At 63.8% G+C, this 24,757-nt stretch carries 26 protein-coding genes; 18 read left to right on the forward strand and 8 right to left on the reverse strand.

From position 1 onward, the window contains the following. Positions 1 to 7: 7 nt before the first annotated feature. Positions 8 to 1,579 carry a DEAD/DEAH box helicase gene (locus tag IVA87_RS22590; protein WP_247304826.1) on the reverse strand — a complete coding sequence of 524 codons (1,572 nt, stop codon included), beginning with the start codon at positions 1,577 to 1,579 and terminating at the stop codon, positions 8 to 10. A 480-nt stretch (positions 1,580 to 2,059) separates the two neighbouring features. Between IVA87_RS22590 and urtA the strand changes: the two genes are divergently transcribed. The 15 genes from urtA (at position 2,060) to IVA87_RS22665 (ending at position 15,987) form a co-directional block, all read left to right on the forward strand. After that, the gene (gene urtA / locus IVA87_RS22595) at positions 2,060 to 3,388 is read left to right on the forward strand and encodes an urea ABC transporter substrate-binding protein (RefSeq protein ID WP_247304824.1); all 1,329 of its coding nucleotides are present in this window, start codon (positions 2,060 to 2,062) and stop codon (positions 3,386 to 3,388) included. Positions 3,389 to 3,467: 79 nt separating this feature from the next. Then, the gene (gene urtB, locus IVA87_RS22600) at positions 3,468 to 5,075 is read left to right on the forward strand and encodes an urea ABC transporter permease subunit UrtB (RefSeq protein WP_247304822.1); all 1,608 of its coding nucleotides are present in this window, start codon (positions 3,468 to 3,470) and stop codon (positions 5,073 to 5,075) included. Next, positions 5,072 to 6,241: an urea ABC transporter permease subunit UrtC gene (urtC, locus tag IVA87_RS22605; protein ID WP_247304820.1), complete on the forward strand. Its 1,170-nt coding sequence runs from the start codon at positions 5,072 to 5,074 to the stop codon at positions 6,239 to 6,241. The genes urtB and urtC overlap by 4 nt, the downstream gene beginning before the upstream one ends. Positions 6,242 to 6,245: 4 nt before the next feature. Further along, a complete protein-coding gene (urtD, locus tag IVA87_RS22610) occupies positions 6,246 to 7,007 on the forward strand; it encodes an urea ABC transporter ATP-binding protein UrtD (protein ID WP_247304818.1) in 762 nt (253 codons plus the stop codon). 88 nt (positions 7,008 to 7,095) lie between these two features. Beyond that, positions 7,096 to 7,791 (forward strand): urea ABC transporter ATP-binding subunit UrtE, encoded by a 696-nt coding sequence (gene urtE / locus IVA87_RS22615; RefSeq protein WP_247277824.1) that lies wholly within the window; start codon positions 7,096 to 7,098, stop codon positions 7,789 to 7,791. 31 nt (positions 7,792 to 7,822) lie between these two features. After that, the gene (locus IVA87_RS22620; protein ID WP_247304816.1) at positions 7,823 to 8,653 is read left to right on the forward strand and encodes an urease accessory protein UreD; all 831 of its coding nucleotides are present in this window, start codon (positions 7,823 to 7,825) and stop codon (positions 8,651 to 8,653) included. Positions 8,654 to 8,677: 24 nt separating this feature from the next. Next, complete coding sequence (locus IVA87_RS22625; RefSeq protein WP_006612146.1) at positions 8,678 to 8,980, forward strand: urease subunit gamma; 303 nt, start codon at positions 8,678 to 8,680, stop codon at positions 8,978 to 8,980. Positions 8,981 to 8,989: 9 nt separating this feature from the next. After that, a complete protein-coding gene (locus IVA87_RS22630) occupies positions 8,990 to 9,295 on the forward strand; it encodes an urease subunit beta (RefSeq protein ID WP_247304813.1) in 306 nt (101 codons plus the stop codon). Positions 9,296 to 9,352: 57 nt separating this feature from the next. Beyond that, a complete protein-coding gene (locus IVA87_RS22635) occupies positions 9,353 to 9,892 on the forward strand; it encodes an HD domain-containing protein (RefSeq protein ID WP_247334996.1) in 540 nt (179 codons plus the stop codon). 34 nt (positions 9,893 to 9,926) lie between these two features. Beyond that, positions 9,927 to 11,642: an urease subunit alpha gene (gene ureC, locus IVA87_RS22640; protein WP_247334997.1), complete on the forward strand. Its 1,716-nt coding sequence runs from the start codon at positions 9,927 to 9,929 to the stop codon at positions 11,640 to 11,642. 112 nt (positions 11,643 to 11,754) lie between these two features. Next, positions 11,755 to 12,054, forward strand: coding sequence for a putative quinol monooxygenase (locus IVA87_RS22645; RefSeq protein WP_007599815.1), 300 nt, complete (start codon positions 11,755 to 11,757; stop codon positions 12,052 to 12,054). A gap of 13 nt (positions 12,055 to 12,067) precedes the next feature. Then, a complete protein-coding gene (gene ureE / locus IVA87_RS22650; RefSeq protein ID WP_247334998.1) occupies positions 12,068 to 12,664 on the forward strand; it encodes an urease accessory protein UreE in 597 nt (198 codons plus the stop codon). After that, the gene (locus IVA87_RS22655) at positions 12,645 to 13,373 is read left to right on the forward strand and encodes an urease accessory protein UreF (protein WP_247304921.1); all 729 of its coding nucleotides are present in this window, start codon (positions 12,645 to 12,647) and stop codon (positions 13,371 to 13,373) included. Before ureE ends, IVA87_RS22655 begins: the two co-directional genes overlap by 20 nt. A gap of 45 nt (positions 13,374 to 13,418) precedes the next feature. Continuing rightward, on the forward strand, positions 13,419 to 14,042 hold the full coding sequence (gene ureG, locus IVA87_RS22660) for an urease accessory protein UreG (protein ID WP_247304803.1): 624 nt from the start codon (positions 13,419 to 13,421) through the stop codon (positions 14,040 to 14,042). Between the two features lie 295 nt (positions 14,043 to 14,337). Continuing rightward, a complete protein-coding gene (locus IVA87_RS22665; RefSeq protein WP_247304801.1) occupies positions 14,338 to 15,987 on the forward strand; it encodes an HWE histidine kinase domain-containing protein in 1,650 nt (549 codons plus the stop codon). A 9-nt stretch (positions 15,988 to 15,996) separates the two neighbouring features. Here IVA87_RS22665 and IVA87_RS22670 read toward each other — a convergent pair whose 3' ends face one another. The 5 genes from IVA87_RS22670 to IVA87_RS22690 form a co-directional block, all read right to left on the reverse strand. Then, on the reverse strand, positions 15,997 to 16,608 hold the full coding sequence (locus tag IVA87_RS22670) for a TetR/AcrR family transcriptional regulator (RefSeq protein WP_247304799.1): 612 nt from the start codon (positions 16,606 to 16,608) through the stop codon (positions 15,997 to 15,999). A gap of 91 nt (positions 16,609 to 16,699) precedes the next feature. Next, positions 16,700 to 17,842: an OpgC domain-containing protein gene (locus tag IVA87_RS22675; RefSeq protein WP_247304796.1), complete on the reverse strand. Its 1,143-nt coding sequence runs from the start codon at positions 17,840 to 17,842 to the stop codon at positions 16,700 to 16,702. 187 nt (positions 17,843 to 18,029) lie between these two features. After that, the gene (locus IVA87_RS22680) at positions 18,030 to 18,485 is read right to left on the reverse strand and encodes a hypothetical protein (RefSeq protein WP_247277813.1); all 456 of its coding nucleotides are present in this window, start codon (positions 18,483 to 18,485) and stop codon (positions 18,030 to 18,032) included. Between the two features lie 92 nt (positions 18,486 to 18,577). Continuing rightward, positions 18,578 to 18,949, reverse strand: a complete 372-nt coding sequence (locus IVA87_RS22685; RefSeq protein ID WP_247304793.1) for a DUF883 family protein — start codon at positions 18,947 to 18,949, stop codon at positions 18,578 to 18,580. A gap of 79 nt (positions 18,950 to 19,028) precedes the next feature. Then, complete coding sequence (locus IVA87_RS22690; protein ID WP_247304790.1) at positions 19,029 to 20,141, reverse strand: AI-2E family transporter; 1,113 nt, start codon at positions 20,139 to 20,141, stop codon at positions 19,029 to 19,031. Between the two features lie 209 nt (positions 20,142 to 20,350). Between IVA87_RS22690 and IVA87_RS22695 the strand changes: the two genes are divergently transcribed. The 3 genes from IVA87_RS22695 (at position 20,351) to IVA87_RS22705 (ending at position 22,196) form a co-directional block, all read left to right on the forward strand. Beyond that, positions 20,351 to 21,124, forward strand: a complete 774-nt coding sequence (locus IVA87_RS22695) for a L,D-transpeptidase (RefSeq protein ID WP_247335001.1) — start codon at positions 20,351 to 20,353, stop codon at positions 21,122 to 21,124. 16 nt (positions 21,125 to 21,140) lie between these two features. Next, entirely contained in the window at positions 21,141 to 21,791 is a 651-nt protein-coding gene (locus IVA87_RS22700) for a DUF2865 domain-containing protein (protein WP_247304784.1), read from the forward strand. 249 nt (positions 21,792 to 22,040) lie between these two features. Beyond that, positions 22,041 to 22,196, forward strand: a complete 156-nt coding sequence (locus tag IVA87_RS22705) for a Thivi_2564 family membrane protein (protein WP_008546817.1) — start codon at positions 22,041 to 22,043, stop codon at positions 22,194 to 22,196. Between the two features lie 61 nt (positions 22,197 to 22,257). Here IVA87_RS22705 and IVA87_RS22710 read toward each other — a convergent pair whose 3' ends face one another. Further along, entirely contained in the window at positions 22,258 to 22,458 is a 201-nt protein-coding gene (locus IVA87_RS22710) for a CsbD family protein (protein WP_247277808.1), read from the reverse strand. Positions 22,459 to 22,553: 95 nt separating this feature from the next. Next, on the reverse strand, positions 22,554 to 24,719 hold the full coding sequence (locus IVA87_RS22715; RefSeq protein ID WP_247304781.1) for a malate synthase G: 2,166 nt from the start codon (positions 24,717 to 24,719) through the stop codon (positions 22,554 to 22,556). Positions 24,720 to 24,757: the final 38 nt, after the last annotated feature.

A 24,757-nucleotide genomic window follows, 5' to 3' on the forward strand; every position in this document is an offset into this window, starting at 1 on the left:
TGGACGGCTAGTGCGAAAAGGGTTTGCGATTCGGTTGACCGTTCGGCCGACTCTCGCGGCGCAAAAAGGCAACGCCTTGTATCCCATCAGGCGTCCCGGCGCTATGCGCGGAACGCTGTTCCGGACGGTCGGTTAGCGACGAATGCATCTTAGCACCGGAACGGCGGCGACGAGATGCCTTCGAAGCTTTCGGGCCAGTGCCGGGCCGCCCGTCAATATGCCGTCCCTCGCCGGGGCGTCCGTCCCCCTGCTTGCCGGCGCTGTGGTGGCGCCCGTCGGCATGCCTCTCGTCGGAACGCCGCCCGTCACCCTGCCCGTGCCGTGCGCCTTGCGGACGCTGGCCCGGACGGCCTGGCCGACCTTGTCGTTGCTGCGGCGGGGGAGGACCGGCATCCCGGCGACCGGCGTCGGTGCGGTGGTCCTCGCGCGGCAACGCCACGCGGATCAGGCGCTCGATGTCGCGGAGATAGCCGAGCTCGTCACCGCCGGCAACCAGCGAGATCGCGGTGCCGTCGGCGCCGGCGCGCGCGGTGCGGCCGATGCGGTGGACGTAAGTCTCAGGCACGTTGGGCAGATCGAAATTGATGACGTGGGTGATGCCGTCGACGTCGATGCCGCGGGCAGCGATGTCGGTGGCGACCAGGGTACGGATCTCGCCCGACCGGAACTGGCCCAGCGTTCGTTCGCGATGGTTCTGTGACTTGTTCCCATGAATGGCGCTGGCGGGGATGCCCGCCTTCTCCAGTGTCTTTACGACCTTGTCGGCGCCGTGCTTGGTGCGGGTGAAGACCAGCGCCCGGTTGACCGGTTCTTCCTTCAGCAGCTTGGCGAGGAAGGCCGGCTTGGCCGAGAAGTCGACCTGGAGGATGCGCTGGTTGATCCGTTCGGCGGTCGAGGAGACCGGGGTCACCGCGACGCGGGCGGGATCACGCAGCATGGCGTCGGCGAGCTCGGCGATGTCCTTCGGCATGGTGGCCGAGAAGAACAGCGTCTGCCGCTTGATCGGCAGCTTGGCAACGATTTTGCGGATGTCGTTGATGAAGCCCATGTCGAGCATGCGGTCGGCCTCGTCAAGCACGAGGAATTCGACGCTTGAAAGCTTCAGCCCGTTGCTCTGGACAAGATCGAGCAGACGGCCGGGAGTGGCGACCAGAACCTCGACGCCCTGCATCAGCGAGCGGACCTGGCGGCCCATCGGCACGCCGCCGATGGCGAGTGTTGAGGACAGGCGGATGTGGCGGCCATAGGCATTGAAGCTGTCGAGGATCTGGCCGGACAGCTCGCGGGTGGGCGACAGCACCAGGACGCGGGCGGTCTTGGGCTGCGGCTTGATGCGGTTCTCGAGCAGGCGATGCAGGATCGGCAGCGCGAAAGACGCGGTCTTGCCGGTGCCGGTCTGGGCAATGCCGACGACGTCGCGGCCGGTCAGCGCCAGCGGGACGGTCTGAGCCTGGATCGGGGTGGGGGTGACGTAGTTCTCTTCACGAAGAGCGCGTGCGATGGGTTCGGCGAGGCCGAAATCCTGAAACGAAGTCAAAAGAGGGGTTCTTTCCATGTCAAAGGCGGGCGCCCGGCGCATTCGGCGCGGCGCGCGCATAGGGTGTCGAGAAGACACCTGCGTGTTTGGGGTGTCGGATGGGCTTGGGAGATATGGGGCAAGCCAGAGGCCCGTAGGGGCTTAAGAACACGCAGCTCGCAACGACGGCTTGATTCGCAAGCAGTCTCGACCGTTCATATGGAACATCGTGGGGGCGCTTTCAAGGCAGGTTCGCCCCAAACGACGGTTGCGGCGCAGAAATAGTTGTGCCGGAAATTTAGCCAGAGCGGACGATTTGCATATAAAATAGGCCGTCTGCCGCTTTCGCATACATCCCCACTGCCTAGGGTTTGGGCGAACAGATCGCCTCGAGACTTGGAATTCTGTCTGTTTTGCTAGCAAGAACAATGGCTTGAGGGGTGCTCAGTCCATGGCATGGTTCTTGCGAATCCGTTAATCGCAGGCGGCCGTGGGGCCGTTTCGCAGCGTTTTTCACGTCTGCGTCAGGGAGATGATACACTCATGCTTAGCAAATCCACTCACGATATAGCGGCGTCATTTAGCCGCCGCGGCGTCCTCGCCGCGACGGCCGGGCTGATGCTCGGTCTGGCTTCATTGACCGGCGCCAAGGCCGCGGACGACACGATCAAGGTCGGCGTGCTTCACTCCCTTTCCGGCACCATGGCCATCAGCGAGACCACGCTGAAGGACACCATCCTCTTCCTGATCGACGAGCAGAACAAGAAGGGCGGCGTGCTCGGCAAGAAGCTCGAGGCCGTCGTCGTCGACCCCGCTTCCAATTGGCCGCTGTTCGCCGAGAAGGCGCGCGAGCTGATCACGAAGGACAAGGTCGCGGTCGTGTTCGGCTGCTGGACCTCGGTGTCGCGCAAGTCCGTGCTGCCGGTCTTCAAGGAGCTGAACAACATCCTGTTCTACCCCGTGCAGTACGAGGGCGAGGAGAGCGAGCGCAACGTATTCTACACCGGCGCTGCGCCGAACCAGCAGGCGATTCCCGCCGTCGACTATCTGATGAAGGAAGAGAAGGTGAAGCGCTGGGTGCTCGCGGGCACCGACTACGTCTATCCGCGCACCACCAACAAGATCCTGGAAGCCTATCTGAAGTCGAAGGGTGTGGCTCAGGAAGACATCATGATCAACTACACGCCGTTCGGCCACTCCGACTGGCAGACGATCGTTGCCGACATCAAGAAGTTCGGCTCGGCTGGCAAGAAGACCGCGGTGGTCTCGACCATCAACGGCGACGCCAACGTTCCCTTCTACAAGGAACTCGGCAACCAGGGTATCAAGGCCAAGGACATCCCCGTGGTCGCGTTCTCGGTGGGTGAGGAAGAGCTTGCCGGCATCGACACCAAGCCGCTGGTCGGCCATCTCGCCGCCTGGAACTACTTCCAGTCGATCAAGACCAAGGACGGGTCGAACGAGAAGTTCATTAAGGATTGGCAGGCCTACACCAAGAACCCGAAGCGCGTGACCAACGACCCGATGGAAGCGCACGTGATCGGCTTCAACATGTGGGTGAAGGCGGTCGAGAAGGTGAAGTCGACTGATCCGGACAAGGTGATCGATGCGCTTCCCGGCATCGAGGCGCCGAACTTGACCGGCGGCGTGTCGAAGATGCTGCCGAACCACCACATCACCAAGCCGGTGTTCATTGGCGAGATCAAGGGCAACGGCCAGTTCGACGTGGTCTGGAAGACCCCGGGTCTCGTTGCTGGCGATGCCTGGTCGAAGGAGCTCGAGGGCTCCAAGGACCTGATCGGCGACTGGGTCGGCAAGAAGTGCGGCAATTTCAACACCAAGACCAACAAGTGCCTCGGTTCGGGCTCCTGATCCCGATCTGACGCTCCAAGATTGGAGAGGGCGGCGATCCCGCCGCCTTCTCCATCCATTTCCGCCGGGGTCATTCACAGTGCTAGCCCATTTGTCCGCCCGTCTCCGTTCGCTCCTGCTCTCGTTGTTCCTGATCGCGTTCGCGCTGCCGGCCTTCGCCGGTCCGTTCGAGGATGCGGTCGCAAAATTCGCCAACGACGATTTTTCCGACACGGAAGAGGCGATCGGCGCGGTCGCAAGCAGCGGCAACCCGCTGGCATTGCCGATCATCAGCGCGCTGCAAGACGGCCGCCTCATGGCCGATCCAGACAGCAAGAAGGTCTACGTCACCGGCGCCGACGGCAAGTCGATCGACGCCGCGTCCGGCCAGGCGGTGACCAGCATTCCCGACAGCGCGAGCGCGGTTCGGCTCAACAACCGTCTGCGCCGCAGCGTCGATGCCGCGGTCGGCAGCCTGACGCTTCAGTCGCCAGATCTGTCGACGCGCCTTCAGGCCGCGCAATCCGTCTTCAAGTCGCATGAGGAATCGGCGCTAGAGGCAGTCGACGGTGCGCTCGCCAAGGAAACCAACAGAGCCGTGAAGACGGTGCTCGGCGAAGCCCGTGCGGCCATCCTGCTGTTCAAGTCGGACGCCACCGAGGTCGAGAAGCTGGAGGCCGTCGCCACGCTCAAGGCGCGCGGCGACCAGGAGGCGCTGGCGCTGCTCACCGGCATGGGCGACCAGCCGGCCTCGGTGAGCAAGGCTGCCGCGAGCGCGATCGGCTCGATCCAAAGCTCGCTTGCGGTCTGGTCAATGGTGCAGAACGCCTGGTACGGCCTCTCGCTCGGCTCGGTGCTGCTGCTCGCTGCGATCGGGCTCGCCATCACCTTTGGCGTGATGGGCGTCATCAACATGGCGCATGGCGAGATGGTGATGATCGGGGCCTACACCACCTTCGTGGTGCAGGAGGTGATCCGTACCCGCTCTCCCGCCCTGTTCGACTATTCGCTGCTGATTGCCGTGCCGCTCGCCTTTCTCGTCGCCGGCGCCATCGGCGTCCTGATCGAGCGCAGCATCATCCGCTTCCTCTACGGCCGTCCGCTGGAGACGCTGCTGGCGACCTGGGGCCTGTCGCTGGTGTTGCAGCAGGCGGTGCGCACCATGTTCGGCCCGACCAACCGCGAGGTCGGCAACCCCTCCTGGATGAGCGGCGCGTTCGAACTCGGCCAGATCACTATCACGTATAACCGGCTCTGGATCCTCTGCTTCACGCTGGCCGTGTTCGCGATCCTGCTCGCGATGCTGCGCTACACCGCGCTCGGCCTCGAGATGCGCGCGGTGACGCAGAACCGCCGCATGGCGGCCTCGATGGGCATCGCCACTTCGCGCGTCGATGCGCTCACCTTCGGGCTCGGCTCCGGCATTGCCGGCATTGCAGGCGTGGCGTTGTCGCAGATCGACAATGTCAGCCCCAATCTCGGCCAGAGCTACATCATCGATAGTTTCATGGTCGTGGTGTTCGGCGGCGTCGGCAATCTCTGGGGCACCCTGGTCGGCGCCTTCACGCTCGGCATCGCCAACAAATTCCTGGAGCCGGTCGCAGGCGCCGTGCTCGGCAAAATCGCCATCCTGGTTCTGATCATCCTGTTCATCCAAAAACGGCCGCGCGGCTTGTTCGCGCTCAAGGGCCGTGCGGTGGAAGCATGACCCCTCACATGCTGACGCGATCGCTGGACCGAAGCGCGACGATTTTCCTTGCCGTCGTCGCGGCCTGCGGCATCCTCATCCCGCTCTCCAACCTGCTGCTGCCTGCGAGCTCGTTCCTTCAGGTGCCGACCTATCTCGTCGCGCTCTGGGGCAAATACGTCTGCTACGCCATCCTCGCGCTCGCGATCGACTTGATCTGGGGCTATTGCGGCATCCTCTCGCTCGGCCACGGCGCCTTCTTCGCACTCGGCGGCTACGCCATGGGCATGTATCTGATGCGACAGATCGGCACCCGCGGCGTCTACGGCAATCCGATCCTGCCCGACTTCATGGTGTTCCTGAACTGGCAGAAGCTGCCCTGGTACTGGTACGGCTTCGACATGTTCTGGTTTGCAGCGCTGATGGTGCTGGTCGTGCCGGGCCTTCTCGCCTTTTGCTTCGGCTGGCTTGCTTTCCGCTCCCGCGTCACAGGCGTATATCTGTCGATCATCACGCAGGCGATGACCTATGCGCTGCTGCTCGCCTTCTTCCGCAATGATTTTGGCTTCGGCGGCAACAACGGCCTGACCGATTTCAAGGACATCCTCGGCTTCAACGTGCAGGCGGAGGGCACGCGCGCCGCATTGTTCGCGCTGAGCTGCCTGGCGCTGATTCTGGGCTTCCTGATCTGCCGCGCCATCGTCTCCTCCAAGCTCGGCAAGGTGCTGATTGCGGTGCGTGACGCGGAATCGCGGACGCGCTTTCTTGGCTACCGCGTCGAATCCTACAAACTGTTCGTGTTCACGGTGTCGGCATGCATGGCCGGCGTCGCCGGCGCGCTCTACGTGCCGCAGGTCGGCATCATCAATCCATCCGAATTTGCGCCGGGCAATTCGATCGAGGCGGTGATCTGGGTTGCGGTCGGCGGCCGCGGCACGCTGGTCGGCGCGGCGCTCGGCGCCGTCGTCGTCAATTACGCCAAGACCTTCTTCACCTCCGGCGTGCTCGCGCCGTACTGGCTGTTCATGCTGGGTGCGTTGTTCATCCTGGTGACGCTGCTGCTGCCGAAGGGCATCGTCGGCACCTTCAACGCCTGGTGGGACTCATCGAAGGAGAAGCGCACCGCCGCGGCCATTGCGAGCGCTGCGGCCGAAGACGGCGTCACCGAACCCAAGATGGCGGAGTAGCGCGATGAACGTCATGGATACCCGCGCGACCTCCGCGATGCTCTATCTCGACGGCGTGCACGTCTCGTTCGACGGCTTCCACGCCATCAACAACCTGTCGCTGACGCTCGAGCCCGGCGAGATGCGCGCCATCATCGGTCCGAACGGCGCCGGCAAGACCACGATGATGGACATCATCACGGGCAAGACCAAGCCGGACGAGGGCACTGTGCTGTTCGACGGGGTCACCGATCTGACGCGGCTCGATGAGACCCGCATCGCCGAGCTCGGCATCGGCCGCAAATTCCAGAAGCCGACCGTGTTCGAGAGTCAGAGCGTGCAGGACAATCTCCTGCTCGCGCTCAATGTCGATCACTCGGTCCGCGGCACGCTGTTCTGGCGCGGCAGCAAAGCGGAGTCCGAGCGCATCGACAAGGTGCTGGAGACGATCCGGCTCACCGACGCCCGCAACCGTCTCGCCGGCAGCCTCAGCCATGGCCAGAAGCAGTGGCTCGAGATCGGCATGCTGCTCGCGCAGGACCCAAAGCTGCTCCTCGTCGACGAACCGGTCGCCGGGATGACCGACGTCGAGACGTATCTCACCGCCGAGCTGCTGAAAGAGATCAACAAGACCCACACCGTGATGGTGGTCGAGCACGACATGACCTTCGTGCGCGAGCTCGGAGTCAAGGTGACCTGCCTGCATGAAGGCACCGTGCTGGCGGAAGGCACCATCGACCAGGTCTCGTCCAACGAGCGGGTCATCGAAGTCTATCTGGGCAGGTAGCGAATGGCGAATAGGGAATGGCGAATGGATTGGCCGCTTCTCTTACTAGCTACTCGCCATTCGCTATTCGCCCATAAAGGTGTTTCCGATGCTTGAAGTTAAAGACATCAACCTGTTCTACGGCGCGGCGCAGGCGCTGCGCGGCGTCTCGATCTCGGCGGAGCCGGGCAAGGTGACTTGCGTGCTCGGCCGCAACGGCGTCGGCAAGACCTCGCTCTTGCGCGCCATGGTCGGGCAATATCCGATCTCCTCGGGCGCGATCGTGCTCGACGGCACAGACATCACGGGCCTGAAGCCCTACGAGCGCGCGCGCAGGGGCATCGGCTTCGTGCCACAGGGCCGCGAGATCTTTCCGTTGCTCACGGTCGAGGAGAACCTCAAGACCGGCTTCGGCCCGCTCAAGCGCGAGGACAAGCACATTCCGGACGACGTGTTCTCGCTATTTCCGGTGCTGCAATCCATGCTCGGCCGGCGCGGTGGCGACCTCTCCGGCGGTCAGCAGCAGCAGCTCGCGATCGGGCGCGCGCTGGTGATGCGGCCAAAGCTGCTGCTGCTCGACGAGCCGACCGAGGGCATCCAGCCATCGATCATCAAGGACATAGGCCGCGCCATCTCCTACCTGCGCAACCTCGGCAACATTGCGATCGTGCTGGTCGAGCAATATCTCGACTTTGCTTGCGAACTCGGCGACAGTTTCGCGGTGATGGATCGCGGCGCGGTGAAGTTCACCTGCGACCGCTCCAATCTCGACGCGAGCGAAATCAGCCGCCAGATGGCGCTCTAGGCCATTCTGCCGCGACCGGGTGGGGAGGCGGATGCGCAGCGACGTTTCAGTCACATCAACCGTTTTCGAGGCGAACCGTGCCCGCGGCGAGGTGCGCTTCGATGTTCAGGCGCGCGACGGCGTGACGCGGCGTGGCACGTTGCATGAAAGCGGCTCGCTGCGCGTGCGCTTTCCATCGCCGGAAGGCGAGGGGCTGTCTGGCGTGTTCGTCAACACGGCCGGCGGGGTCGCTGGCGGCGATCGCTTCGACATTGAGATCACGGCCGCTGATGCTGCGCGGCTGACGCTGACTACGGCGGCCGCAGAAAAGGTCTATCGTGCGCCGGGACAGGCGGCCGAGCTCAATATCGCGCTGAAGGTCGGCGCAGGCGCGCATCTGTCCTGGCTGCCTCAGGAGATGATCCTGTTCGATCGCGCCCGTATCTATCGCCGCTTCGACATCGCGCTCGATGAGAAGGCTTCGCTTCTGCTCTGCGAGATCGTGGTGTTCGGTCGCACCGCCATGGGCGAGCGGATGGAGCAGGGCGAGTTTGTCGATCGCTGGCGGCTCTCTCGCGGCGGCAAGCTGGTGTTCGCCGAAACTATCAGGCTCGACGGCAATATCGGCGCAAAACTCGGCCGATCTGCCGTTGCCAAAGATGGCGCCGCGATCGGCACGGCCCTGATCCTGCCTGGAGACGAGGCCCTGGTTGAGCGCCTGCGCGAAGCATCGGACTCGTTCGCCGGCGAGGTCGGGATATCCGCCTGGAATGGCTTTGCAATGGCGCGGTTCTGTGCCCAAGATGCGGCGCGTTTGCGCACTGACATGATGGCGGTGCTGGCGCGCACCGGCGCCGTGCTGCCGCGGCTGTGGTTGAATTGACGTGTTGAACGGAAGAGATTTCGCATGAACCTGTCTCCCCGCGAAAAGGACAAGCTTCTGATCTCGATGGCCGCCATCGTGGCGCGCCGCCGGCTGGAGCGTGGCGTCAAGCTCAACCATCCCGAGGCGGTCGCGATCATCTCCGATTTTATCCTCGAAGGCGCCCGTGACGGCCGCACCGTCGCCGAACTGATGCAATCTGGCGCGCAGGTGTTGACCCGCGATCAGGTGATGCCCGGAATTCCGGAGATGATCCACGACATCCAGGTCGAAGCGACCTTTCCGGACGGCACCAAGCTCGTCACCGTCCACGAGCCGATCAGGTAGGAGCAGAGCATGATCCCCGGCGAACTCTTCATCCAGGACGGCGAAATCGAGCTCAATGCTGGCCGCAAGACCGTGACGCTGACAGTCGCCAACACCGGCGACCGTCCGATCCAGGTCGGCTCGCACTACCATTTTTTCGAGACCAACCCGGCGTTGAATTTCGACCGCAGACGCGCCCGCGGCATGCGCCTCGACATCGCCGCCGGCACCGCCGTCCGGTTCGAGCCGGGCCAGACCCGCGATGTCCAGCTCGTCGCCATGGCCGGCAAGAAGACGATCTACGGTTTTCGTGGCGAGGTGATGGGGAAGCTGTGACATCAGGAGGAACGAGCGCGATGCGGCACGGTTGAGGCCAAAGTGGAGGGATCTGCCATGCTGCCTGCTATCCGCCTCGTCTCCGAAGCTGCCGAATTCGCCGCGCGCCGCCACAACGGCATGGCGCGCAAGGGGCGCGGCAACGAGCCCTATATCAATCATCTTGCCGAGGTCGCGAACCTGCTTGCGACCGCGACCGATGGAGCCGATGCCGAGCTGGTGGCGGCCGGATGGTTGCATGATTCCATCGAGGACACCGACACCACGCGCGAGGAGCTCGCGCAGAGATTCTCCGAGCGTGTCGCCGCCCTCGTCGCGGAATGCACCGACGACAGGAGTCTGCCGAAAGCCGAGCGACGGCGTCGGCAGGTGATGGACGCGCCAAAAAAATCCGTCGGCGCGAAGCTGATCAAGATTGCCGACAAGATCAGCAATACAGGGGCGCGCATTCAAACCGATTTGAGTGCCGAGGAGCGCGACGAACTCGTCGATTACGTTGAGTGGGCCACGCAAATCGTTGCGGGCTGCCGCGGCGGCAACGCGTGGCTCGACGAGAAGTTCGACGATGCCGTGAAAGCAGCGAGGGCCGTGCTGTGACCGACCAGTTATTCAAACGCATACGGGGCTTGTGATGTCCGTCAAAATAAAGCGTTCCGTCTATTCCGACATGTTCGGCCCGACCACCGGCGACAAGGTGCGTCTAGCTGATACCGACCTCATCATCGAAGTCGAGAAGGATTTCACAACCTATGGCGAAGAGGTGAAGTTCGGCGGCGGAAAGGTGATCCGCGACGGCATGGGCCAGTCGCAGGTCACCAACAAGCAGGGCGCCGCCGACACGGTCATCACCAATGCGCTGATCGTCGATCATTGGGGCATCGTGAAAGCCGACGTCGCCATCAAGGATGGCATGATTTCCGCGATCGGCAAGGCCGGCAACCCAGACATCCAGCCGGGCGTGACCATCATCATCGGTCCTGGCACCGATGCGATCGCGGGCGAAGGCAAGATTCTCACGGCCGGCGGTTTCGACAGCCACATCCATTTCATCTGCCCGCAACAGATCGAGCACGCGCTGATGAGCGGCGTCACCTCGATGCTGGGCGGCGGCACCGGCCCGTCGCACGGCACCTTCGCCACGACCTGCACGCCGGGGCCCTGGCATATCGCCCGGATGATCCAGTCGTTCGACGCCTTTCCGGTTAATCTCGGCATTTCCGGCAAAGGGAACGCCTCGCGGCCCGCCGCGCTGGTCGAGATGATCAGAGCCGGCGCCTGTGCGCTGAAGCTGCACGAGGATTGGGGCACGACGCCAGCAGCGATCGACAACTGCCTGTCGGTCGCCGACGATCACGACATCCAGGTCATGATCCACACCGACACGCTCAACGAATCCGGTTTCGTCGAGGATACGATCAAGGCGTTCAAGGGCCGCACCATTCACGCCTTCCACACCGAGGGCGCCGGCGGCGGTCACGCTCCTGACATCATCAAGGTCGCGAGCCTGAAGAATGTGCTGCCGTCCTCGACCAATCCGACGCGGCCCTTCACGCGCAACACCATCGACGAGCATCTCGATATGCTGATGGTGTGCCACCACCTCGACCCCTCGATCGCGGAAGATCTGGCTTTCGCCGAGAGCCGCATCCGCAAGGAGACCATCGCCGCCGAGGACATCCTGCATGATCTCGGCGCGCTCTCGATGATGTCCTCGGACTCCCAGGCGATGGGCCGTCTCGGCGAGGTCATCATCCGGACCTGGCAGACCGCCGACAAGATGAAGAAGCAGCGCGGATCGCTGCCGCAGGACAAGGGCAAGGACAACGACAATTTCCGCGTCAAGCGCTACATCGCCAAATACACGATCAATCCCGCAATCGCGCACGGCGTGTCGAAACTGATCGGCTCGGTCGAGAAGGGCAAGCTCGCCGATCTCGTGCTGTGGTCGCCGGCCTTCTTCGGCGTCAAGCCGGACTGCATCGTCAAGGGCGGCAGCATCGTCGCAGCGCCCATGGGCGATCCCAACGCCTCGATCCCGACGCCGCAACCGGTGCACTACCAACCGATGTTCGGTGCCTTCGGGAAGGCGCGCACGGCGTCCTCCGTTGTCTTTACCTCGAAGGCCGCCGTCACCGGAGGTCTTGCGCGAAAACTCGGCATCGACAAGAAGCTCTATGCGGTCCAGAACACCCGCGGCAAGATCTCGAAGAAGAGCATGGTCCACAACGACGCCACGCCCAAGATCGAAGTCGATCCGGAGACCTATGAGGTCCGCGCCGACGGCGAGCTGCTCACCTGCGCCCCCGCCGAGGTGCTGCCGATGGCACAGCGATATTTCATGTACTGAAATAGCCTGTGCTGCATGCCTCGGGGTTGTTTTCCGGTCTTGAGTTCGACCCTGCCTGGTCTAATGTCCCGCCGGTATCTTGAACCCAGAAGAAAAGCCGGGAGGATTTCTCGTGATCTATGTTGTTGCCACCTTGACCATCAAGCCCGAAACGCGCGCCGAATTCATTGCAGCCGCCACCGCCTGCATCAAGGAGACGCGCAAAGAGCCCGGCAATATCGCTTATGATCTGCACGAGAGCGTCACCGACCCTGCCAAAATGGTGTTCGTCGAGCAGTGGGAGAACGCCGAGGCGCTGGTGCCGCATCGTGCCATGGAGCATATGAAGACGTTCGGCCGCGTCGCGGTGAAGTGCTTCACGGCGCCGCCGAAGATCGAGGTGATCACGCCCGAGAAGGTCGAGACACGGTAAACAGGGTAAATGCATGATCCGGGCGACGCAGGTCAGGGGGCAGCACCGCTTCACGGAAGCACCCGTGGATACGGTGGTGCTCGATTTCGACGATCGGCACCGTCGCCGCATGGCCATGACGGGGACGCGGGGGCTCGAATTCCTGCTCGACCTGGAGCATGCTGTCGCGCTGCGCGGCGGCGATGCGCTGGTGCTGGAGGACGGCCGGCTGGTGGAGGTGGTGGCGGCGCCCGAACCGCTGCTGGAAATCCGCGGCCACGATCCGCACCATCTCATCCGCGTCGGCTGGCACCTCGGCAACCGCCACCTGCCGACGCAGATCATGGCCAAGGCCTTGCGTATCCGCCGCGACCACGTCATCGAAGCCATGGTGAAAGGTCTCGGCGCCCGCGTGATCGAGATCGAGGCGCCGTTCGATCCCGAAGGCGGCGCCTATGCCGACGCCGGTCATGCGCATGGTCACGACGCCCATGCGCATCACGATCACGGCCACCATCATCACGAACATGGCCATGTTGATCATGGTCACGATCATCGCCATCACCACGACGAGCATTGCGACCACCGCGACCATCACCACGGCCATAAGCATGCTCATGACCACAAATGAGCCGGTCGGCGCCGCTGATCTCGCCGAGCGCGAGGCGGCGGCGCTGTACCGGTTGATGACCTGGTTGTCGCCGGCGTTTCCTGTCGGTGGTTTCTCCTACTCCAGCGGCATCGAATGGGCGGTCGAGGCCGGCGACATCACGGATACCGCGACGCTGGTCGACTGGCTCGACACTATGCTCGGCGACGGCTCCGGGCTTTGCGATGCAACGTTCCTGGTCCATGCCTATCGCGCCGCGGAAGCCGACGAGACCACCACTTTGAGCGATATCGCCGAGCTCGCGGCCGCCTTCGTGCCGTCGCGCGAACGACAGCTGGAAACGACCTCCCAAGGCCGCGCCTTCATCGACATCGCGCGCGCGGCGTGGGATGCCGATGGGCTGGATGCGATGGTCGCGGCATGCCGCACGCCATTGGTCTATCCCGTCGCCGTCGGCGTGGTCGCCGCGATGCATGGTGTGCCGCTGGCGCCGACGCTGCACGCTTTCCTGCATGCGCTGGTCTCGAACTGGATTTCCGCGGCCAGCCGTCTCATTCCGCTCGGCCAGACCGACAGCCAGCGTGTGCTGGTGAGGCTGGAAGCCGCCGTCGTCGCGACCGCCAATCGTGCGCTGAATGCGACATTGGACGATCTCGGCAGCGCGACCTTCCGTGCCGATCTCGCCAGCCTCCGGCACGAGACACAATATACGCGGCTGTTCAGATCGTGAGCACGTTGCGTCACACTCCGCCAGGACGACGATAGGAAGGAATCAATGGCTACGTCTCACGGCCCCTTACGTGTCGGCGTCGGCGGCCCGGTCGGATCGGGCAAGACCGCGCTGATGGACCTGCTCTGCAAGACCATGCGCGAGCAGTACGACATTGCCGCGATCACCAACGACATCTACACCAAATGGGATGCCGAATACCTCGTGCGTTCGGGTTCGCTGACGCCGGATCGGATCGCCGGCGTCGAGACCGGCGGCTGCCCGCACACCGCGATTCGCGAGGACGCCTCGATGAATCTCGCGGCGGTGGCGGACATGCGCGCGAAGTTTCCGGGCCTCGATCTCGTGCTGATCGAGTCCGGCGGCGACAATCTCGCTGCCACTTTTTCCCCGGAGCTGGCCGACCTCACCATCTACGTCATCGACGTTGCCGCCGGCGACAAGATTCCGTCCAAGGGCGGCCCGGGCATCACCCGGTCAGACCTTCTTGTCATCAACAAGATCGACCTGGCGCCCCATGTCGGGGCCTCCCTGGAAAAGATGGAGACGGACGCCAAGCGCATGCGCGGCCAGCGTCCCTTCGTCATGACCAACCTGAAGAAGAGCCAGGGGCTCGACCGCATTGTCGCGTTCATCGAAGCCAAAGGTGGCCTGAGGCGGGCAGGCTGACCGACGCGACGACTTGGCGCAGGTGGTTTTCGCGGTTGACGGGTGAAGCAGGCTCAGAGCGGCGGAACAAATTTTAGACATGGAGATTAACTACCTCCGCCTCGGGGCAGCCATTCCGGCCTGACCATCGGCCGGGCGGATTAAGCTTGTCAGCCGACCTACGTTGCGTACTGATGCCTCCTCCTCCATTATCTCCGCCACTGGGGTTCACCCTGTTTCGGCAGATGGCCGTTCGAGCGGCGTTCATATGGTCCACAATTATTGCCGACCTCTTGCTTTCGCCTGAGTAGTCGAAGTGGTCCGGCTGGGTTTCATCATCGGCTTCATCGCTCTGCTCGGAGCCCTGCTCTCCGGGCTTGCGGCCTATCGCGTTCACGATCAGGAGCTGGCGCTGGACCGGATCGCGCTCGCGCGTGCGATTGACGTTCACGCAAGCCTGGTCCAGGACCGCCTCACCGAGCGGGAGCTGCTCGCGCGTGTCGCCTCCGGCTTGTTCCGTGCGCCATCCGTGATCAAGCCGAACATGCTGGAGCCGCTGCGCTCGGCCATCTACGCCTTCAAGACCGATTTCGTGGTGGCCGGCTGGATCGCCCGCCTGAAGCCGAATGAGCTTGCCGCAGCGCAGGCTGCCATTGCCGGCGCCGGCTTCCCCAATCCGCGGATCCGCACGTTTGACGACAAGCCGATCAATCCCGCCGAGGTTACTCAGCCGATCGACGTGCTGATGGATCTCGAGCCGCGCAGCAACGAGACCAAGACGCTGCCCGGCCGCAGCTACGATAAGGATCCGGTTTCCAGCGCCATGCTGACGCGTGCGCGCGCCGAGAAGCGGTCGGTTGCCTCGGATCCGATTCCGCTGCTCAGCGGCGACGGGCCGATCGGCGTCATCGTGGCCGCGCCCGTCATTCCCGAGGGAGCAACGGAGCCGGCCGGGTTCGTCACATTCTCTTATGAGCTTGCCTCGCTGATGCTGACCAATGACGACATGTCGTTGTTCTCGGTCGCGCTCAGGGATCCGCGCAAGGACGGCGGCGAGCTCGTTGCCAACGACCAGGGCGTGGTCTCCACGCGCGCGACGGCGGCGGACGGGCTGGCGCCGTCGGCCATGCGCACGGTGAGCTTCGGTGGCCGTGATTGGCAGCTCGCCTACTACGCGAAGACCAATTCGGCGCGTCGCGCCGAACAGACTGCCATCATCGTGGCGGCGATCGGCTTTGCGATCACCGCGATGGTGTGTGGCCTGTTCGGCTATGTCGCCTACAACAACCTGCGGCTCAGCCGGGAAATCCAGGTGCGGATTGGCTTCGAGCGGCGGCTGACCGCTGTCATCGACGAGCTCAATCACCGGGTCAAGAACATCCTGGCGGTGATCCAGTCGATCGTGACGCGCACGCTGCGCCACGGCTCGGACATCGACGTCGCGCGCGAGCTCCTGATCGGCCGCATCCACGCCATGTCGAACGTGGTCTCGCTGCTCAGCGAGAGCCAATGGCAGGGTGTCAAGCTGAAGGGCCTGTTCGAAGCGCGCGCCATCCCGCATGCCGAACGCATCGCCGTCACCGGTCCCGACATCGCGGTCAGCGCGCGCGCGGCGCAGAGCCTGTCTCTGCTGTTCTTCGAGCTCGCCTCGCATTCCGACGAAGGCCTGTCGCTGGTCGGAAAGCATCCGCACATCACCGCCAATTGGACGGTGACGGGCGAGGAGCCCGACGAGATTTTCAATTTCCGCTGGGAGGAGTTCAACACCAGCGAGGCGACGCGCCGCCCCGATTCCGATTTCGGCCTGATCCTGCTCGACCGCGTGGCGCCCGAGGCGCTCGGCGGCACCGCCAAGCGCTACTTCACCGACGTCTCCTACGTCTACGAGCTGACCGCGCCGATGGAGACGGTGGTCGACATGTCCGAGCGCGATCGCACCGAGAAGTTTTCGCAGCCGGTGCGGTAGAGCGGCACCTCAGCCCTTCGGCTGCAACACCAGGTCGACCAGATTGCGCGCGTAGGCCGGCGTGACCGGCGCGATGCCGAAGACGTAGCGGTAGAACAGGCCGCCGTAGATCGCGTCATAGAGATCCTCGGGCAGTCCCTCGGCCAGGATGCTGCCGTCCTTCTGGCCTGCTGCGATCATCTCCACCAGAGCGTCGCGGCGGAATTGCAGATAGCGGGCGTAGAACAGTTCGGCGGAGCCGGTCTTCGAAATGCATTCGGAGATCACGGCAAGCTGCACCTTGCCGAACTCGCCCTGGAGTGCCTCGGCATAGGCCGCGGCGTGGCGGCGCGCACGCGCCGCAGGCGTGCCGGAGCTCTCCGGGGGCAGCGGCAGCATCTGTGCGGCGTGGTGAAGAAAGGCGTCGATCAAAAGCGCCTCCCGGGATGGCCACCATTTGTAGATCGTCATCTTGGAGACGTCGGAATTGCGCGCGACTGCGTCGATGGTGGTGGCGGCAAGGCCGGTCGCAGCCATCAGCGCGTACGCGCTTTCGAGAATGGCGTTGGCGGTCTCGATCGACCGCGGCCGGCCGCGCCGGGGCGGCGCGCCGTCAGACTCTTCACCCTCATTTCTCGCCATGACCTGGCCCGGTCTCCTCGCGCAACCTGCGCTCGATTCGCATAGCGCAGCCGCGGCGGCGAGCCTAGGAGAATCGGAAATGGGCTCCCCGCTAGGCCTGGTGCCGCAGGGCTGCGGGCAGGTCCTGCCACTTCGACCAGGCGATGTAGTAGGCGACCGCGGTCATCGCGGCGAAGCCTGCGAGGCTCACCACGACCTGCATCACCACCAGATTGGGCCCCGTGATCAGGACGAGATGCCCAGCAAAGGACAGGAACACGCCGACGCAGAACACGGCGAGCCATTCCTCGCCGCATCGGATGACCGCCTGAAGCGGCTTCAACTGCAGGCCGGGATGACCGGCCGGAATGAGATGGGTCGCGACGAAGGCGAGGGCGAGGAAGTGAAGCACGCGATAAGGCGCGAGGTTTTCCTTTTCCGTCGGCGCAATGGCGTCGAGGAGCAAGTTCGGCAGATAAGCGGAGAGCGCCGGTGAATGGCGCATCAAGGTGACCGCCATCGCCAAAACGAGATAGGTCCCTGCGAGGATCCGCAGCCAGGGCATGCTGCGCAACGTCCGTCCGGGTGCGCCTGTCACCGCGAACCAGCCGCCCAGCACCATCAGCACCTGCCAGCAGAGCGGATTGAAGGTCCACTCCTGATCCGGGTAGACCCGGAAATTCCAGTCGAACCAGCGTGCGGCAAGGTACAGCGCGACCGATGCCGCGAGCGTCACATTCGGCCGCCGCAACAGGCCCCACAGCACAAGCGGAAAGAAGGCCATCAGCGGGATCATCAATTGCAGGAGATCGAGGTTCAGCGGCTCCTCCTGGAGCACGAGGCCGCGGATCAGGATGCGCAGCGGGTGCTCGAGAATCCCCGAGATGTTGTATTCGTGAATGATCTCCGGTGCCATCGATTGCGAGGCGACATAGGCGATGGTGTCGATATAGATGACGAACAGGACGACGTAGGCGGCGTAGAGCCGCCAGACACGTCGAAAGATGCGCGTCGCCGCGACGACGTAGCCGCGCTCCAGCGCCATCCGGCCGTGGATGATGGCGACGCCATAGCCCACCACGAACACGAACAAATCCGCAGCGCCGCTGAAGCCGAAATTTCGCAGCGTCAGCAGGTTGACGACGTTGTTCGGGATGTGGTCGACGAAAACCGACCAGTTGGCGATGCCGAGTGTCAAATACAGCCTGGCGTCGGGTTGGAATGCGGCGAGGTTCGCCTTGACGGACGGTTTCATTGCGAAAAAGACTTTTGGAATCAGGGGCGCCGCTTTTAGCGGCAACCGCCTGCCCATCCGAGTAGCGTTTGCGTGATGGCGGGGACATCCGTGCCGGATGGCGCAAAATTGCGCAGCGCCTTCCTGCCGAGCTCCACCAGATCAGATGGCAGCAGTTGCGGCGAAATTTTCTAACCCACGCTGGTCGTCACTCGGCGGGCTCGGCCGATGCCTCGTCGGGAACGCCGGCGCGGCTCGCCATGATTCCGAGAGCGACGCCACCGATCGCCAAGATCGGCAACAGCCGCTTGATTCCGATGGCGCGGACGATCTGGAGTCCCGTGGCGAGCAGCATGGGGTCCGCGAGCATGCTCTGCGCCGCCGACTTCGCGGCACGCTCGGCCGCGATCTGGGCTTGCTTGCGCAACTGCCGCTTATAGGCCCAGTAGCTCACTGCTGCGGCCAAGGTAAGCAGAAAGAAAACGCCGGCACCCGCGAGGCAGGCTTGCACCGGACCATATTTCTCCAGCACCAAGATGAAGGCCGCGGCGCAGAGGAAGCACGTGGTGATGAAGAGCGCGAATGCCGCGCCTGCGGCAAGGGAGGTCAGTCGCACAGTGGTCCCGGTGGATGCACTGATCCCGTCGATGATGCGCTGAAACATGGCCTTGCTCCTCAAATCCCCACAAGCCGAACCGCCACACGCCGACATCGGCGGCGCGGCAGCGTCGCCGTCTCAAGATCCGTTCCGCAAACCTACCGGCGCCAGGCGACGCCGATCAGGAAGCCGATGCCGAGGGCGAGCCCGACGGTCGCGAGCGGCCGCTGCGTGATGGCCTCTTCCAGCGTCTCCTCGATCGAGCCGTAGGCGTCTTGCGCAGCCTCCATCATCGCGCTGCCGCGCTCGGACATATCGTCCATCGCGGAATCCACGTTCTCGCGCGCCTGGCGATAGCCGCGGCGAGCCTGCTTGCTGCTGGAATTGGCGAAGGTATTGAGCGCGTCGGTGATTTGTTCAGTGAGGGCGGCGATATCGCTTTTCACGGCTGCTACATCCTTCTCGAGGCGTTCTCTGGTGGCTTTGTCGGTCCAGTCTTTCATCCCGGTTTCGGCATTGGTCGTGGACATCGGGAGCTCCAAACTGTTGACGGCTGAGATAGCCGGAGAACGTTTCGTCGTCGGGGAAGTTCCGTTTGCGGAAACCGCCTCAGGCCTGCGGCAACTGCGGCGAATCCGCCGGCAACAGATGCTCCTTGAGGATCAGGCCGACGATCAGGAGCGGCGACGACAGGAACGCGCCCATCGGGCCCCACATCCAGGTCCAGAATGCGAGCGCAAGCAGGACCGCAAGTGCGTTCAGCGCCAGCCGCCGGCCGATGATGGTCGGGGTGATGAAGTGCCCTTCCAGGAAGGTGAGGCCGCCGAAGGCGAGCGCCGCCATGAGGGCACCGCTGATGGTCGGGAAGGCGACCAGCCCAACCACGACCAGCACGGCGAACATCGCGACTGGCCCGATGATCGGGATGAAATTGAGCGTTGCCGCCAGCGCGCCGAGCCCGGCCGGATTGGGCATGCCGGTGAGCGCGCAGATCAGGCCGGTGGCGACGCCGACGCCGACATTGATGAGAGTGACGGTCAGCAGGTAGTTGCCGAGATGGACCTCGATCTCGTTGAGAATACGCAGCGTGCGCAGCCGCGCGTCGTGATCGCTGAAGGTCATGATCATGGCCCGGCGCAGGTCGCGCCAGCTTGCGATGAACAGAATGAGGGTGACGAAGAACAGCAGAAATTCAGTGAAGGTCGGCGACAGGAATTCCAGCGTCGGTTGCACCCACTCGACCTTCGGCATCTGGAAGCTCGGGAATGCCTCCGAGCCGCCGACCATGCCTTGCAGCTCGCGCCACAGCGCCAGCGGCCGGTCGAACACGTGCAGCTTGTCCCTCAATTGCGCGCCGAGCTCCGGCAGGCGCGTGCTCCACTCCATAATCGGCGAGGCGATCAGCGCCAGGGCGAAGGCAACCACCGCGGTCCCCGCGACCACGATCAGCACGGCGGCGAGCGCGCGTGGCACCTTGCATCGCTCCAGGAAGCTCGCCGCCGGCGACAGCATGGTGCCGATCACGAAGGCCATCACCACGGGCAGGAAAAAAGCTCTTCCGACATAGAGTACGGTGACGACCGCAATCAGCAGCAGGCCTGCGAGTGCGAAAGCGACGAACTCGGTGCGGCGGATGACCGGCGGCAGCTCGCTATGGCTGTCGGGAAGCGGTTCACCTTCGCTTTTGCCGGGAGGCAGACGTTCGCTGGGAAGGACGCGCACAATACCTCTCCCGCACGGAAGCCGCGATCCGCGCGCCCATTTACGAGGTGAGAACGCGTGATCGCGGTAGCAGTTCCATCGCGCCTTCGTGAAGAAACGCTCGCTTGACTGTGACGTCGCGGCCGCGCTCCGCGCCGGAACTTAGATCAGCCCGATGGCGTTGCTTGGCTGGCGCATCACCCGGATGCACACATCCAATGGGGCAGCACATGACAAGCTTCTCTCTCGTCCGCCGCTTCTCGCCGCGTGCCGTCACTGCGTTTGCCTTCGCGACCGTTCTGTTCACCGTGCCCTTTGGCAGCGCGAGTGCGCAAACCCTCGGCTTTGCGCCGATCCGGCCGCAGTTGTATCCGCAGGATCAGAGCTATTCACAGGGCTATGGAAGCGAGGCGCCGCAAGCCGCCGACGAAGATGCCCAGCTGCCCGACCGCCTGCGCAGGCAGATCGTCAGCTTCGACAGGAGCGAGCCGGCCGGCACCATCGTCATCGATACCAGCAACACCTATCTCTACTACGTGCTCGGCAATGGCCGCGCCATTCGTTATGGCGTTGGCGTCGGCCGCGAAGGCTTTACCTGGTCGGGCGTGCAGAGCGTCAGCCGTAAGGCGGAGTGGCCGGACTGGCATCCGCCGGCCCAAATGATCGCGCGCCAGCCCTATCTCCCGCGTTTCGTCGCGGGCGGTCCGGGTAACCCGCTCGGGGCCCGCGCGATGTATCTCGGCTCGAGCGAATACCGCATCCACGGCACCAACGATCCCAGCACCATTGGCAAGTTCGTCTCGTCCGGCTGCATCCGCATGACCAACGAGGACGTCATCGATCTCTTTAACCGCGTCAGTGTCGGCGCCAAGGTCGTGGTGCTGCCGAAGAACGCGCCTCTGATGGCGAAAGGCGGCGGCGATTCCGTGCGCAAGCGTCCGGCGGTGACCGCGTTGCCTTCGGGGCGGCAGGCGCTGAACATCACGACGTCGGCGCTGAACTAGGATTGAGCGAGGTCAGATGTGTAAACGCTCGATTGGCAAGCTGACCGGCGGTGCGGCGGCCGTGCTCACAATCATCTCTCTCGGCCTCGCACTGACGCCGCCGGCGCATGCGGAGGACTTTTTCTCGGCGTTGTTCGGTGCGTTCGGCGCGCGGCCTCCGCAGATCCGGACGCCGTTCCCGAACGATGACATGCCGCGATATGACGTGCCGCGCCAGCGAGCCGCCTATGGTGGCGGCACCGCCTATTGCGTGCGCGGATGCGACGGCCGCTATTTTCCGGCACAAGGAACGGATGCCGAAAGCAAGGCGCAGTCCTGCAAGAGCTTCTGCCCGGCGTCCGAGACCTCGCTGGTCTACGGCAGCAATATCGACGAGGCCACGACGGAGAACGGAAAGTCCTATTCCGATCTGCCGAACGCCTTCCGTTACCGCAACGAGATCGTCGCGGGCTGCACCTGCAACGGCAAGGATCCGGCCGGCCTGGCCCAGGTCAAGATCGAGGACGATCCCACCTTACGCAAGGGCGACATCGTCGCCGGTGCCAACGGTCTGGTGGTTGCCAACCGCAATGCCAACGACCGCCGCGGCGTTGCGATGAATTTCTCGCCGCTGCCGGAATCGGTGCGCGCCAGATTCCGTCAGGTACCGGTGGTGGCGAAGGAGTAGGGGGAGCCGTTGAGTGAGCGGCGCCGCTGGCGCCTCAATCTCCGCCGTCGAGCGGTGGCATCGGCAATCGCACGCCGCTCGCGGCGCGAGCGCACAGATATCTGAGAGCGAAGGGTGAAACTTCGGGCTGCGACCCGATCGTAGAAGTACGTAATCTATAGAAATTGCAGCGGGTTGCGGCAATGGAACCAGCGCGAGCGACCGGCGTTAAGACCTCATTGGTAATTTGCCTGAAGGGGGGCCCTCACGATGCTGGTCGGCGTACTCGTCACCTTTCTCGTCGTCATTCTCGTGCTTTATCTCATCAACATGCTTCCGATGGACGGCCGCGCCAAGCAGATCGCGCGCGTGATCGTCATCATCATCGGTATCGTGTCGCTCTTGAAATATCTCGCGGTGTTTTAGCGGGCCTCCGGATATTCCAACAAAAAAGCCCCGGCTTGGGCCGGGGCTTTTTCGTGCTGCCTCAATGCAGCGACTTGAGCCAGTCGTCGACGTCCTGACGGACCTGGTCCTTGGCCTTGCCGTAACGTTCCTGGAGCCGGCCCTCGAGTTGCTCGCGGCGTCCCTCGATCGAGCTGAGGTCGTCGTCCGTGAGCTTGCCCCATTTCTCCTTGGCCGATCCCTTGAACTGCTTCCAGTTTCCTTCGATGCGATTCCAGTCCATGACCATCTCCATCGAGTTGATGGCCCTACAACGCAAGCGGCGCGCAGCCGTTCCGCTGCGCGCCGGGACGGTTTCGCCCTTCGAACTGAGGCTATTTAACCCGCTGCCTTCGCCTCGCGGCGGCGCGCGGTGAGGATGTACTCGGTGTAACCGTTCGGCTGCTCGCGGCCCTTGAAGATGAGGTCGCAGGCTGCCTTGAAGGCGACGCCGTCGAAGGCGGGCGCCATCGGCTTGTAGATCGGATCGCCCGCGTTCTGCTTGTCGACGACGACGGCCATGCGCTTCAAGGATTCCATCACCTGCGCTTCGGTGATGACGCCCTGGTGCAGCCAATTGGCGAGATGCTGGCTGGAGATGCGTAATGTGGCGCGGTCTTCCATCAGGCCGACATCGTGGATGTCGGGCACCTTCGAGCAGCCGACGCCCTGGTCGATCCAGCGCACGACATAGCCCAAAATACCTTGGCAATTGTTATCGATCTCCTGCTTGACGTCGTCAGGCGCCCAGTTCGACTTCGACACCGGGATGGTGAGGATGTCCGACAGTTTTGCGCGCGGGCCGCCCTGGGCCAATTCTTCTTGGCGCGCAATGACGTTGACTTGGTGATAGTGCAGCGCGTGCAGCGTCGCCGCCGTCGGCGAGGGCACCCAGGCGGTGGTGGCCCCGGCCTGCGGGTGGCTAAGCTTCTGGGCCAGCATGTCCGCCATCTTGTCGGGCGCGGCCCACATGCCCTTGCCGATCTGGGCATGTCCGGGCAGGCCACAGATCAGGCCCATATCGACGTTCCAGTCCTCATAAGCCTTGATCCAGGCCTGCGCCTTCATCTCGTTCTTACGGATCATCGGGCCCGCTTCCATCGAGGTGTGGATCTCGTCGCCGGTACGGTCGAGGAAGCCGGTGTTGATGAACATGATGCGCTTGGACGCACGCTGGATGCAGGCCTTGAGGTTGACGGTGGTGCGCCGCTCCTCGTCCATGATGCCGACCTTGAGCGTGTTCTCGGGCAGGCCCAGCATCTTCTCGACACGATCGAAAATCTCGCAGGTCAGCGACACCTCGTCGGGGCCGTGCATCTTCGGCTTGACGATATAGGCCGAGCCGGTGCGGCTGTTCCTGACCTTGGAATTGCCTTTGAGGTCGTGAATGGCGAGCAGGCCCGACACGGCGGCATCGAGCAGGCCCTCCGGAATCTCCTCGCCCTTCTCGTCCAGCACCGCGTCGGTGAACATGTGGTGACCGCAATTGCGCATCAGGAGCAGGCTGCGGCCGTGCAGCTTGAGCTCGCCCTTGCCATCGGGCGTCCTGTAGCTGCGGTCCGCGTTGAGCGAGCGCGTCAGCGTCTTGCCGCCCTTCTCAAAATCGGCCGACAGCGTGCCGTTCATCAGGCCGAGCGTGTTGCGGTAGACCAGCACCTTGTCCTCGGCGTCGACCGCGGCGACGGAGTCCTCCATGTCGAGGATGGTGGAGACCGCGGCCTCCATGATCATGTCGGCGACGCCGGCCGGATCGTCTTTCCCGATCGCGCTGCTGCGGTCGATCTTGACCTCGACATGCAGGCCGTTGTTGACGAGCAGCACGGCGGACGGCGCGGCCGCATCGCCCTGGAAGCCTGCGAACTGCGCCGCGTTCTTCAGCGCGGTGGCGTTGCCGCTCTTCAGCTTCACCGCGAGCTGGCCCGCGACGACGCTATAGGCGGTGACGTCGGTGTGGCTGCCGGTCGCGAGCGGCACGGCGGTATCGAGGAACGCCTTGGCCTTGGCGATCACCTTGTCGCCGCGCGCCTTATTGTAGCCCTTGCCGCTCTCGGATGGATCATGCGGAATCGCGTCGGTGCCGTAGAAGGCATCATAGAGCGAGCCCCAGCGCGCATTCGCCGCGTTCAACGCATAGCGCGCATTGGTGAGCGGCACGACGAGCTGCGGACCGCAGATCTTGCCGATCTCCTCGTCGACATTGGCGGTCTCGACCTTCTGCGTCGCCGGCTCCGGAACGAGATAGCCGATCTCCTTCAGGAAGGCGGTATAGGCGTTGAGGTCGAACGCCTTGCCCTTGTTGGCCCGGTGCCAGTCGTCGATCTTGGCCTGCAACGTGTCGCGGAACGCGAGCAACGACCGGTTTTTCGGCCCCAGCTCCTTGATGATGCCGGCAAGCCCGGCCCAGAACGCATCCGGCGCGATCCCTGTTTTCGGGGCCGCTTCCTTGGCGATGAAATCGAACAGAACGGGAGCGATCTTCAATCCGTAGGCATCGACGCGTTTCATGATGGGCTTTCTTGTTGGAAATGACTGTTTTTGGCTGC

This window comes from Bradyrhizobium sp. 147 (assembly GCF_023073935.1).
Taxonomy (GTDB): domain Bacteria; phylum Pseudomonadota; class Alphaproteobacteria; order Rhizobiales; family Xanthobacteraceae; genus Bradyrhizobium.

Excerpts from the sequence above, each read along its gene's own strand:
- IVA87_RS22705 (WP_008546817.1), top strand. The coding sequence starts at position 22,041 with ATGCTGGTCGGCGTACTCGTCACCTTTCTCGTCGTCATTCTCGTGCTT.
- IVA87_RS22670 (WP_247304799.1), bottom strand. The coding sequence starts at position 16,608 with ATGGCGAGAAATGAGGGTGAAGAGTCTGACGGCGCGCCGCCCCGGCGC.
- urtD (WP_247304818.1), top strand. The coding sequence starts at position 6,246 with ATGAACGTCATGGATACCCGCGCGACCTCCGCGATGCTCTATCTCGAC.
- IVA87_RS22635 (WP_247334996.1), top strand. The coding sequence starts at position 9,353 with ATGCTGCCTGCTATCCGCCTCGTCTCCGAAGCTGCCGAATTCGCCGCG.
- IVA87_RS22695 (WP_247335001.1), top strand. The coding sequence starts at position 20,351 with ATGACAAGCTTCTCTCTCGTCCGCCGCTTCTCGCCGCGTGCCGTCACT.
- IVA87_RS22675 (WP_247304796.1), bottom strand. The coding sequence starts at position 17,842 with ATGAAACCGTCCGTCAAGGCGAACCTCGCCGCATTCCAACCCGACGCC.
- ureE (WP_247334998.1), top strand. The coding sequence starts at position 12,068 with ATGATCCGGGCGACGCAGGTCAGGGGGCAGCACCGCTTCACGGAAGCA.
- ureC (WP_247334997.1), top strand. The coding sequence starts at position 9,927 with ATGTCCGTCAAAATAAAGCGTTCCGTCTATTCCGACATGTTCGGCCCG.
- urtC (WP_247304820.1), top strand. The coding sequence starts at position 5,072 with ATGACCCCTCACATGCTGACGCGATCGCTGGACCGAAGCGCGACGATT.
- IVA87_RS22685 (WP_247304793.1), bottom strand. The coding sequence starts at position 18,949 with ATGTCCACGACCAATGCCGAAACCGGGATGAAAGACTGGACCGACAAA.
- IVA87_RS22710 (WP_247277808.1), bottom strand. The coding sequence starts at position 22,458 with ATGGACTGGAATCGCATCGAAGGAAACTGGAAGCAGTTCAAGGGATCG.
- IVA87_RS22680 (WP_247277813.1), bottom strand. The coding sequence starts at position 18,485 with ATGTTTCAGCGCATCATCGACGGGATCAGTGCATCCACCGGGACCACT.
- IVA87_RS22715 (WP_247304781.1), bottom strand. The coding sequence starts at position 24,719 with ATGAAACGCGTCGATGCCTACGGATTGAAGATCGCTCCCGTTCTGTTC.
- ureG (WP_247304803.1), top strand. The coding sequence starts at position 13,419 with ATGGCTACGTCTCACGGCCCCTTACGTGTCGGCGTCGGCGGCCCGGTC.
- IVA87_RS22625 (WP_006612146.1), top strand. The coding sequence starts at position 8,678 with ATGAACCTGTCTCCCCGCGAAAAGGACAAGCTTCTGATCTCGATGGCC.
- IVA87_RS22620 (WP_247304816.1), top strand. The coding sequence starts at position 7,823 with ATGCGCAGCGACGTTTCAGTCACATCAACCGTTTTCGAGGCGAACCGT.
- IVA87_RS22655 (WP_247304921.1), top strand. The coding sequence starts at position 12,645 with ATGCTCATGACCACAAATGAGCCGGTCGGCGCCGCTGATCTCGCCGAG.
- IVA87_RS22590 (WP_247304826.1), bottom strand. The coding sequence starts at position 1,579 with ATGCGCCGGGCGCCCGCCTTTGACATGGAAAGAACCCCTCTTTTGACT.
- IVA87_RS22630 (WP_247304813.1), top strand. The coding sequence starts at position 8,990 with ATGATCCCCGGCGAACTCTTCATCCAGGACGGCGAAATCGAGCTCAAT.
- IVA87_RS22700 (WP_247304784.1), top strand. The coding sequence starts at position 21,141 with ATGTGTAAACGCTCGATTGGCAAGCTGACCGGCGGTGCGGCGGCCGTG.
- urtA (WP_247304824.1), top strand. The coding sequence starts at position 2,060 with ATGCTTAGCAAATCCACTCACGATATAGCGGCGTCATTTAGCCGCCGC.
- urtE (WP_247277824.1), top strand. The coding sequence starts at position 7,096 with ATGCTTGAAGTTAAAGACATCAACCTGTTCTACGGCGCGGCGCAGGCG.